We start from the raw sequence: 10,577 nt of genomic DNA on the forward strand, positions 1-10,577 counted from the left end.
GGATGGCCGCCCCGTCCCCTCTCCCCCTGCTTCTGAACCGTGGCTCCGGGCCTGCGACTTCGCGTTGACGCTCATGCGTGCACCCTCCGCGTCCCCTCCAGTGCAGCCTCCCGGCCATGCCCCGCGATGCCTGGAAACGGGCACTTGCAGCGGGGCAGCGCTCCATTCTGGAGCGGAACGTGCCAGGACGGAGCACCCGGAGTGATCCACTCCGGCCCGCCGTTGCTCGCCGGTGCTCCGTGACGGCCCACCACCAGCCCGGCCGCGCCCAGCGAAGGAGGGACCTCGTCTTATGTTCGCTTGACCCGAGGGGGGTCGATTTTATATTTGACCAGTCCGGTCCACATTCGTGTGGGCCGATGTAGACCCTGCCGCTGCGCGCGGACCCACCGCGTCGCCGGGGAGCGGAGGGGAAGTCCCACCCTCCCGCGTCTTTTTCTTCCGAGGAAGCCATGCTGAGCCTGCCCATCTACATGGACAACCACGCCACCACCCCGCTCGACCCACGGGTGCTGGAAGCGATGTTGCCCTACCTCCGAGAGGACTTCGGCAACGCCGCCAGCCGCAACCACGCCTTCGGCTGGAAGGCCGAGGCCGCGGTGGAGAAGGCCCGCCGGCAGGTGGCGGAGCTCATTGGCGCGTCGGAGAAGGAGATCGTCTTCACCTCCGGCGCCACGGAATCCGACAACCTGGCCATCAAGGGCGTCGTCGAGTTCTACAAGTCCAAGGGCGACCACATCATCACCCTGAAGACGGAGCACAAGGCCGTCCTGGACACCTGCAAGCGCCTGGAGCGCGTGCGCCAGGAGCGACTGGACGAGCTGAAGCTGCTGCGGCTGGGGCAGCTCGCCGAGCGCGACGTGCAGCCCGAGGACCTCGCGGAGCTGTCCGCGAAGTTCAACATCGAGGCGGACGACACGTACAAGAAGTGGGCGGAGCTGCCCACGGGCGGCGCGCGCGTCACCTACCTGGACGTGGAGAAGGACGGCCGCGTCAGCCTGGAGAAGCTGGCCGCCGCGATGACGCCGAAGACGGTGCTCGTCTCCATCATGTTCGCCAACAACGAGATCGGCGTCGTGCAGCCGGTGGCGGAGATTGGAAAGCTGTGCCGGGAGAGGGGCGTCCTCTTCCACTGCGACGCGGTGCAGGGCATTGGCAAGGTGCCCTTCGACGTGGAGGCGATGCAGGTGGACCTCGTGTCCATCACCGCCCACAAGATGTACGGCCCCAAGGGCGTGGGCGCGCTGTACGTGCGCCGCAAGCCGCGCGTGCGCATCGCCCCCATGGTGGACGGCGGCGGCCATGAGCGCGGCATGCGCAGCGGCACGCTCAACGTGGCGTCCATCGTCGGCTTCGGCGCGGCGGCGGAGCTCGCGAGGCAGGAGCTGCCCGCGGAGGCCGCGCGCCTGTTCCGGCTGCGCGAGCGGCTGCGCACGGGCATCCTGGAGCAGTTGGACCTCGTGACGGTGAACGGCAGCCTGGAGCACCGCATGCCGGGCAGCCTCAACGTGTCGTTCTCCTACGTGGAGGGCGAGGCGCTGATGATGTCCATCAAGGACGTCGCGGTGTCGTCCGGGTCCGCGTGCACCTCGTCGTCCCTGGAGCCGTCCTACGTGCTGCGCGCCCTGGGGGTGGAGGAGGACATGGCGCACAGCTCCATCCGCTTCGGCCTGGGCCGCTTCAACACGGAGGAGGAGGTGGACTTCGTCATCCGCCTCGTGGTGGACAAAGTCCGCAAGTTGCGAGACATGAGCCCCCTGTACGAGATGGCCAAGGAAGGCATCGACCTCAAGAGCATCGAGTGGACGGCGCACTAGGCGCCCTCCGTCTCGGACATGGTTTCCAGCCGGGCACGGGAGCCCCCGCCCGTCCGGCCGCGCATCGGTTGCCCGCAAGGCGCATCAGTTCAAGCGTTGTGTGAAGGAGCGTTAGACGCATGGCTTACAGCGACAAGGTCATCGAGCACTACGAGAACCCCCGCAACGTGGGGACGCTCGACAAGAACGACCCGAACGTCGGCACCGGCCTCGTGGGCGCCCCCGCCTGCGGCGACGTGATGCGCCTCCAGTTGAAGATCAGCGACGCGGGCGTCATCGAGGACGCGCGCTTCAAGACCTTCGGCTGCGGCTCCGCCATCGCGTCCAGCTCGCTCGTCACCGAGTGGGTGAAGGGCAAGACGGTGGATCAGGCGATGACCATCTCCAACAAGGACGTGGCGCGGGAGCTGTCGCTGCCCCCCGTGAAGATCCACTGCTCCGTGCTGGCCGAGGACGCCATCAAGGCGGCCATCGAGGACTTCAAGAAGAAGCGCGCGTCGCGGCAGGCTTGAGGCAGACAGCTCGCAACGCACGAAGCACTCAGGAAGCGAGGACGACCCCATGAACGAGCAGGCCCAGACGACCCAGGCCCCTCAGACGCCCCCCAAGCCGGCGCCCAAGGGCATTGGCCTGGCGGACAGCGCGGTGGAGCGCCTCAAGGTGCTGCTGGCCGAGCGCCAGACCCCTGAAGCAGGGCTGCGCATCGCCGTGAAGGGCGGCGGGTGCTCCGGCCTCCAGTACTCCATGGAATGGTCGGAGAAGTCCCGCGAGCGCGACAAGGTGTTCGAGCGGGACGGCGTGCGCGTCTTCGTGGATCCGAAGAGCTACCTGTACCTCATCGGCACGGAGCTCGTGTTCGAGCAGACCCTGATGGCCTCCGGCTTCAAGTTGAACAACCCCAATGTGAAGGCCGCCTGCGGCTGCGGAGAGAGCTTCTCCGTCTGACCTCGCGGCCTTGCCCGCCCGCCCCGTTGGTCAGGGCGCGGGCACAGGGGTCCGGCCCGGTGCCGGGCCCCTTTTTCGTTTTCGCCCCCCAAGAGGATTCCCCCACCGTGAGGACCCACTTCGACGTGTTCGGGCTGCCCCGCTCCCACGCCGTGGACGTGCCGGCCCTGGAGAAGCAGTACCGGGAGCTGTCGCTCCAACTGCACCCGGACCGCGTCGCCCAGGGCAACGCCCGCGAGCGGCTCCAGGCCCTGGAGGGCACCACCGCCCTCAACGAGGCCTACAAGACGCTCAAGGACCCGGTCCGCCGCGCCTTCTACCTGCTGAAGCTCCACGGCATCGACCTGGACCGCGAGGACGCGGGCGCCCAGAAGGACATGCCCCTGGAGTTCCTGGAGGAGGTCATGACCCTGCGCGAGGAGCTGGACGACGCCATCGCGGCGAAGGACCTGTCCCGGGCCCAGGCCATGGCGAAGGACGTGTCCGGCCGCAAGCAGGCGGCGCTGGCGGAGGCCGTGTCCGCGCTCCAGTCGCTGGAAGCAGCGGGGGATTCACCGGACGGGGTGAGAAAGGCATCGCACGCGCTGGGGCGGGTGCGCTACTTCACGCGCTTCCTCGAGCAGGTGGACGCGTTCGAGGAGGAGGTGCTCGCGTGAGCAACAACGGACTTCTGCAGATCCACGACCCGCTCAAGCCCAAGGGCCACGTGGTGGGCATCGACCTGGGCACCACGCACTCGCTGGTGGCGTCCGTGTCCCAGGGCAAGCCCCGCTGCGTCCCGGTGGACGACGGCGACTCGCTGCTGCTGCCCTCCGTCGTGCACTACGGCAAGGACGGCGGCGTGGTGGTGGGCGCGCGCGCAAAGAAGCTCGCGGCGGACGCCCCCACGGACACCATCGTGTCGGTGAAGCGCTTCATGGGCCGCGGGCCGGATGATCCGGAGACGCGCAAGCTGGGCGCGTACCGCTTCGTCCCCGGCTCGCAGGTGGTGCGCTTTGATGTCGCCGGAGGCCAGCCGGTGACGCCGATTGAAGTGTCCGGCGAAATCCTGCGCGCCCTCAAGCGCCGCGCGGAGGCGCACTTCTCCGGCAAGGTGGAGCAGGCCGTCATCACCGTGCCCGCCTACTTCGACGATGCCCAGCGCCAGGCCACCCGGGACGCGGGAAAGCTCGCGGGCCTGGAGGTGCTGCGGCTGCTCAACGAGCCCACCGCCGCGGCCCTGGCCTACGGCCTGGACAAGGGCAGCCAGGGCACCTTCGCCGTCTATGACCTGGGCGGCGGCACCTTCGACATCTCCATCCTCAAGCTGGAGGACGGCGTCTTCGAGGTGAAGTCCACCGGCGGTGACTCCGCGCTGGGCGGGGACGACTTCGACCGCGCCATCGCCACGCGCGTGCTCCAGGCGATGGGCGCTGCGGCGCCCTCCCCCGCGCAGGTGGCGGAGGCGATGACGGCGGCGCGCAAGGCGAAGGAAGCGCTGACGGATGTGGCCGAGGTCACGCTCACCGTGGGCGGGCACTCGCAGCCCGTCACGCGCGCGGACTTCGAGGCGTGGATCCAGCCGCTCGTGCAGAAGACGGGCGCGGTGTGCCGGCGGGCCCTGAAGGACGCGGGCGTCGTGGTGGGCGAATTGGACGGCGTCATCCTGGTGGGCGGCTCCACGCGCGTGCCGGCGGTGCGCCGCTTCGTGGCGGAGCTGTTCGGCCGCGAGCCCCTGGGCGACATCGATCCGGATCAGGTCGTGGCGCTGGGCGCGGCGGTGCAGGCCAGCCTGCTCACCGACAGCAACCGTCAGGACGAGGTGCTGCTGCTGGACGTGCTGCCCCTGTCGCTGGGCCTGGAGACGATGGGCGGCATCGCGGAGAAGCTCATCCCGCGCAACTCCACCATCCCCACGGCGGCGGCGCAGGTGTTCACCACGTTCAAGGACAACCAGACGGGCCTGGACGTGCACGTGGTGCAGGGCGAGCGGGAGCTGGTGGAGGACAACCGGAGCCTCGCGCGCTTCACCCTCTCTGGCATCCCGCCCCTGGCGGCGGGCATGGCCCGGGTGGAGGTGCGCTTCCAGGTGGACGCGGACGGAATCCTGTCCGTCACCGCGAAGGAGCAGAGCACCGGCGCCGCGCAGACCATCACCGTGAAGCCCAGCCACGGCCTGACGGACGATGAGATCGAGAAGATGCTGCTCGACTCCATCGACTACGCCGAGGACGACATCCAGGCCCGCCAGGTGCGCGAGCAGCAGGTGGAGGCCGAGCGCGTGCTCGCCGAGGCCGACCGCCAGCTCCGTGAGAACGCGGCCCTGCTGGAGGCCGGCGAACCAGAGGCCATCCAGGCCGCCATGGCGCGCGTGCGCGAAGCGGCCCAGGGGAAGAACTACCTGGCGGTGAAGGAGGCCCTGCATGGGCTGGACGAGGCGTCCCGAGGCTTCATCGAGCGGGTCATGAACCAGGCCATCACCCAGGTGGTGTCCGGCCATTCCGTGGAGGAGTACTGACCGTGCCCAAGGTCACCTTCAAGAGCCCCCTGGCCGAGGTCGCCGTGGACGTGCCCCCGGGCACCACCCTGCTGGACGCCGCGGAGAAGGGCGAGGCCCAGGTGGGCCACAGCTGCGGCGGCGTGTGCGGGTGCTCCACCTGCCACGTGTGGATCCGCAAGGGGCTGGACTCGCTGAGCGAGCAGCGGGACGACGAGATGGACCGGCTGGACATGGGCTTCGACGTCCGCCCGTACTCCCGCCTGAGCTGTCAGACGGAGGTGGGCGGCGAGGACGTCACGGTGGAGATCACCGAGGAGTCCCTGGTCGCCTTCATGGACGAGAACCCGGCCATCCGCCGGCAGCTCGAGTCCGAGGGCAAGTGGCCCCTCAAGAAGTAGGCGGCGAAGGGGCCTGAAACGTTGTGCTTGACCGGGCGAAAGAGGTTCTTTATACGTCTCGCCCGTCGCACCGGCAGCACCCCCATCCGCCCGGGTGGTGGAATTGGTAGACACACTAGATTCAGGGTCTAGCGCCTGCAAGGGCATGGAGGTTCGAGTCCTCTCCCGGGCATGAAGTAAAAGAAGGGCCCCGACCACAAGTCGGGGCCCTTTTTGTTTTCCGGCGTGGCCCTTCCCACGGATCAGGGCGGCGCGGGCTCCACGGCCTCGTGCGCCACGTGGTGCGCGGCGGCGTTGGCCAGCCGGCCTCCCTTGCGCAGGTCGCGGATCCGCAGCTTGCTGTGGTGCACGGACAGCGCGCCCAGGGACACCTGGCTGAGCACGGTGCCCAGGTGGGTGAGCGTGGCGAAGGCCGCCGCGGCCTCCGGGCTGGCCCCCAGGGAGCGGGCCGCCCAGCTCGTCACGAAGTAGTAGATGCCCATGCCCGCCGGGACGCCCGGCAGCGCCTGCCCCAGGGAGATGGCGCCCAGCACCACCGCGCCCGCGAAGAGGCCCCCGGGGATACCGATGCCGTGGAGCGCGAGCCCGTACGCGAGCGCGGACGCGGACACCGGGAAGATGGAGAAGAAGAACACCTTCGCCATGCCCTTGAAGGAGCGCGCGGTGCCCAGGCCCTCGCCCACGTGGCTGAGGAAGCTCTCCACACGCGGCAGGCTGTGGCGCTTGTGGAGCCAGCGGCCCAGGGGCGCGGCCCAGTGGGCCAGCAGCACCACCAGCGCGACCAGGCCGATGCACAGCGACACGGCCACCTTCAGCTGGCCGCGGAAGTGGGCCATCGTCGTGCCGAAGGGGCCCAGGAAGGACAGGGCCACCAGCAGCATCAGGCACGCGAACTCCATCAGCTTGCACACGCCCACGGAGCCCAGCCCTCGGATGAAGGGCACGTTCTGCGTGCGCGCCAGGAGGAAGGCCCGAGTCACCTCGCCCAGCTTCCCAGGCAGCGCGTTGTGCACGAAGACGCCAATGCCCACCAGGTGGTAGCGGTCGCGGAACGGGATGGGCTTGCGCAGCGTGGCCTGCCACTGCACCGCGCGCAGCGGGACGAGCGACGCCTGGAGCAGCAGGAAGGGCACCAGCCACACCAGGTGCCCCGGCAGGTCCTGCACGAACTTGCGCAGCGGGAAGCGGGGGATCAGCAGGTCCCCTGCACCGTGCAGGTTCCACTTGAAGAAGGCCGTGGACAGCAGGAGCACGGACAGCACGAGCCCCACCAGGGCGCCCAGCACCTTGAGCCACGTCCGACCGCCGGCGTTGGGAAGCCGCATGGTCCTCCCTTTCGGTTTCAATGAAGAATCCGCGGTGAGCCCGTGTCCAGGTAGGCCTCCGCCAGCCGCTCATGCAGCCGTGCGCAGTGGCTCAGGCCGGACAGGTCCACCGGCCCGTTCGCGGGCCACATCACCAGGCTGTCGGACTCCACGCACGTGAGGCCTCCGTGCGAGCCGAACTCCCACGCGAAGCCCACCGTGCCGCCCCTCTGCACGGCCTCGCCGAAGAGCACCAGGTCGCCCGCCGTCTCCATGCGCGGCAGGCCCCGGAGGAAGTCCGCCACGGCGCTCCGGCTGTACTCGGAGGACATCGGCGCGCGGTCCAGGTCGGCCAGGCCATAGACGCCGCCACCCATCACCACCACGCCCTCCGCGCCCCGGCGCATCGCCACCATGCCGATGTCCGCGTTGCCCGTGGCGCGCGCCAGCACGTCCGGATGCCGCGCCAGCAGCTCGCGCGCCTCCAGGGGCGTGGAGCGACCGCTCAGGTAGATGTGGGCGAAGTTGCCGGCCTCCACCACCACCGGCTTGAAGGGCTCGCGCGCGGCGGTGTCCGGCGTTGGCGGTTCACGTCCGTCCAGCAGGCCGTTGACGACGCCGTCGCGCAGGGGCGGCGTGGCGCCCTCGAAGAGCACGGCCTCCAGGCGCCGGCCCTGGCGCTGCTCCATGGGCAGGCTGTCCACGTGGCCGTGGTCGGACAGCAGGATGACGTCGTAGGGCTCCGGCGCGGCGCGGGCCACGGCGAACAGCTCCGCCAGCGACGCGTCCACGCGGTGCAGCTCCTGCATCGCCAGCTCCGAGCGCGGGCCTCGGCGGTGGGCCACCTCGTCGTAGTTGCCGTAGACCAGGTAGATGAGCGGCACGCCGCGCACCATGTCCACCAGCGACTTGGTGTACGCGAAGCTCCAGCCCAGCCGCTGCAGGAGGATGCGGCTCAAGAGGAAGCCCTGCTCGTGGCGCCAATCGTTGACGGAGCGCGCCCACTGGCGCACCTCGCGCACCGCCTGCCAGGACTCCATCCCGAACGAGCGCAGGAACTCCCACGCGCCGCGCGTGCGCGCCGACGACAGGCCCTGCATCTCGTAGGCGAACGAGCGTGCCATCAGCTTGAAGCTCGACAGCGTGCTCATGCACATGCGGTTGGTGGCGCCCGCGTGGAAGAGCGAGAAGTAGGTGTGCCCGCCGTGATCCAGCAGGCTCCTGCGGCCGTGGCCCCTCAAGCGCGCGTCGATGGCCATCGCGTCGCCGGGCGTGTTCATCTGCACCTTGCGGCCGAGTGAGCGGTCGTACCAGCTGTAACCTGGCAGGTTCGGATGCTGGAGCCCGTAGAGCAGCCCCGCCTGGAAGAACGGCGTGGAGGTGGGCGCTCCCCAGAAGGCGTTCTCCAGGTGATAGGCGCCCGAGCGGACGAGGTGCGCGACGAAGGGCATCCGCCCCGCGACAATCGCCTCGTCCAGGAGGGCCTTGGGCACGCCGTCCAGGTGCACCAGCAGTACGTTTCGCGAGCGTCGCGCCGCCACGGGCGGAACTTTTGACCCGATGCGCCGGACGAGGCTATTCGCCCAATTCCGTGAATTCTCGCTGACGAGTTCGTTCAAACTTTCGGGCACGTTGACGGCTCCCCCATCCCGCGATGCAAAATGGGCATTCAGGGGGACAGGAGCTTCTGGGGCCGCGATGCTCTCTTGGAGAGCAGGCGGGCAGAGCGCGTCCTAGTCCCGGGCTGGAATCGATGCGCCCCCCTGGGGCTTCACGGGGTTTCGATGCTGGCTCCTGTCATCTGCCTCTTCTTTCTCCTGCTGACGCTCAGCGCCGCCGCGGCCGGCCGTACCCCCGCGCCCGGGCTCCAGCCCGTGAAGAAGACGCCGTCGATGGACGGCATCGCGCTGCCCCTGGTGAGCTTCAGCTCGGATCAGGGCTTCGGCTACGGCGCGGTGGGCGGCATGTACCTGTACGCGCCGGGCAAGGCGCCCTACGCGCACGCCCTGGCCGCGCAGGTCTTCTTCAGCTCACGCGGTGCCCAGAATCATTACCTCCGCTACGACGGGCCGCAGTTGCTGGGGCCCCTGCGGCTGGAGGCCCGGCTGGAGTACCGGCAGGAGAAGAGCAGCCCGTTCTTCGGCGCGGGCAACCTGTCCGCCCCGGACTTCCGCGGCAACGTGGAGGACGAGCGGTACAACTACGACAAGGGCTCGCCGGGCCTCTGGGTCCGCCTGCGCGGCCGGCCCTTCGGTGAGACGCACCCGTTCCAGTCCTACGTGGGCTACGCGTGGCGCAACACCCGCGTGGTTCCCTACGACACGTCCATCCTGGCGCAGGAGAAGCCCATCGGCATCGAGGGCGGGCCCAGCGGGCAGATCGTCGCGGGCGCGCTCTGGGACACGCGCGACGAGGAGGGCGACCCGACGACGGGCGGCGTGGAGGAGCTGGCGCTGCGCGTGTCGGGTCTGGCCACCTTCAGCCGCTACCAGTACGCGGGCGTGACGCTGAGCGAGCGGCGCTACTTCAAGCTGTCGGAGCGCCTGGTGTTCGCGCAGCGGCTGACGCTGGACATGCTGTTCGGCGAGGTGCCGTTCTTCGAGTGGATGACGACGGGCGGCGTCAACGTGTCCGAGGGCATTGGCGGCATGAGCAGCGTGCGCGGCATCGAGCGCAACCGCTTCGCCGGGAACGTGAAGGCGTTCAGCAACTCCGAGCTGCGCTTCCAGGCGGCGCGCATGTCCATCTTCGGCCAGCCGGTCGCGCTGGGCGCGGTGGTGTTCCTCGACCTGGGCCGCGTGTGGCACCCGGGCGTGACGGATGGCAAGTGGCATGAGTGGCACCCGGGCATCGGCGGCGGTCTGCGCTTCTCGCGTCGCGCGGCCGTGGTGCGCATGGACTACGCGCGCTCCACCGAGACGGGCCGCCAGCGCTTCTACGTCACCTTCGGCCACATGTTCTAACGACCTGCCCGGACGCGCGCTGCCTCTTCAGACGAGCGCGTCCACCCAGCCGCGAAGCCGGGCATCCGCCTGGGCCTCGCCGCGCACGCCGGGCTCCACGTCCAAGAGCAGCGTGAGGAAGCCGCGCGACTCCAGGCCCTGGCGCAGTTCCTCGCGCGCCTGCGCGTCCGGGGCGAAGAGGATGCACCCATCGCCGCCGCCCGCGCCGGACAGCTTGCCCGCACAGCCGTAGGAGGCCGAAATCGCCAGCACCCGGCGCATGCCTTCGGTCTCCAGCGGACCCAGCTCCAGCAGCAGCGCGTGCTGTGCCTTCACGGCTTCGGAGAAGGCGCGGAAGTCGCCGCCGCCCAGGCCGTCTTCAATCGTCTGGCCCAGCGCGTCCGAGCGCACCACGAACGCCTGCCGGCCGGCCTCCGCGAGCCGCTCCTCCACCTGGGCGATGAGCAGCTTCGTGGACGCGCTCTCCCCGGTGAAGGCGTAGAGCATGGCGACGCGGGGCGCGGGCATGCGCCACAGGTCCACCGGCGGCGACTCCGCGAGCGCCGCGTGGAAGCGGCCGGTGTTGGCGGCCTCCGTGAGCGCGGCCACGTCGTAGCGCCGGTAGCGCGACAGCCCACCCGCGAAGCTCGCCGCCACGTCGCCGCCGCTCCCCTTCCCGCCCTGCCCCATCG

The 10,577-nt window shown here is 69.8% G+C and carries 9 protein-coding genes, 1 tRNA gene and 1 pseudogene; 8 read left to right on the forward strand and 3 right to left on the reverse strand.

What is annotated here, in order from left to right:
• Positions 1–455 precede the first annotated feature (455 nt).
• From D7V97_RS32895 to D7V97_RS32925, 7 genes are all read left to right on the forward strand, one after another.
• A complete protein-coding gene (locus tag D7V97_RS32895) occupies positions 456–1,817 on the forward strand; it encodes an IscS subfamily cysteine desulfurase (protein ID WP_233583375.1) in 1,362 nt (453 codons plus the stop codon).
• Positions 1,818–1,936: 119 nt separating this feature from the next.
• Positions 1,937–2,329, forward strand: coding sequence for a Fe-S cluster assembly scaffold IscU (gene iscU, locus D7V97_RS32900; protein WP_120614576.1), 393 nt, complete (start codon positions 1,937–1,939; stop codon positions 2,327–2,329).
• Between the two features lie 49 nt (positions 2,330–2,378).
• Entirely contained in the window at positions 2,379–2,762 is a 384-nt protein-coding gene (locus tag D7V97_RS32905) for an iron-sulfur cluster assembly accessory protein (protein WP_120614577.1), read from the forward strand.
• A gap of 107 nt (positions 2,763–2,869) precedes the next feature.
• Positions 2,870–3,418: a Fe-S protein assembly co-chaperone HscB gene (gene hscB / locus D7V97_RS32910; RefSeq protein ID WP_120614578.1), complete on the forward strand. Its 549-nt coding sequence runs from the start codon at positions 2,870–2,872 to the stop codon at positions 3,416–3,418.
• Entirely contained in the window at positions 3,415–5,259 is a 1,845-nt protein-coding gene (hscA, locus tag D7V97_RS32915) for a Fe-S protein assembly chaperone HscA (RefSeq protein WP_120614579.1), read from the forward strand. Before hscB ends, hscA begins: the two co-directional genes overlap by 4 nt.
• A gap of 2 nt (positions 5,260–5,261) precedes the next feature.
• On the forward strand, positions 5,262–5,639 hold the full coding sequence (locus D7V97_RS32920; protein WP_120614580.1) for a 2Fe-2S iron-sulfur cluster-binding protein: 378 nt from the start codon (positions 5,262–5,264) through the stop codon (positions 5,637–5,639).
• An 88-nt stretch (positions 5,640–5,727) separates the two neighbouring features.
• Positions 5,728–5,811: transfer RNA gene (locus D7V97_RS32925), tRNA-Leu, on the forward strand.
• Between the two features lie 70 nt (positions 5,812–5,881).
• On the opposite strand, the gene D7V97_RS32930 is transcribed toward D7V97_RS32925, so the two are convergent.
• Both D7V97_RS32930 and D7V97_RS32935 read right to left on the reverse strand, forming a co-directional pair.
• A complete protein-coding gene (locus D7V97_RS32930; protein ID WP_120614581.1) occupies positions 5,882–6,964 on the reverse strand; it encodes a lysylphosphatidylglycerol synthase transmembrane domain-containing protein in 1,083 nt (360 codons plus the stop codon).
• 17 nt (positions 6,965–6,981) lie between these two features.
• Positions 6,982–8,574, reverse strand: coding sequence for an alkaline phosphatase family protein (locus tag D7V97_RS32935; RefSeq protein ID WP_120614582.1), 1,593 nt, complete (start codon positions 8,572–8,574; stop codon positions 6,982–6,984).
• Positions 8,575–8,727: 153 nt separating this feature from the next.
• Between D7V97_RS32935 and D7V97_RS32940 the strand changes: the two genes are divergently transcribed.
• The gene (locus D7V97_RS32940; RefSeq protein WP_120614583.1) at positions 8,728–9,906 is read left to right on the forward strand and encodes a BamA/TamA family outer membrane protein; all 1,179 of its coding nucleotides are present in this window, start codon (positions 8,728–8,730) and stop codon (positions 9,904–9,906) included.
• Positions 9,907–9,933: 27 nt separating this feature from the next.
• Here D7V97_RS32940 and D7V97_RS32945 read toward each other — a convergent pair.
• Positions 9,934–10,577, reverse strand: a pseudogene (locus D7V97_RS32945) (phosphomevalonate kinase); the annotation flags it as partial.

Source organism: Corallococcus sp. CA053C, assembly GCF_003611675.1.
GTDB lineage: Bacteria > Myxococcota > Myxococcia > Myxococcales > Myxococcaceae > Corallococcus.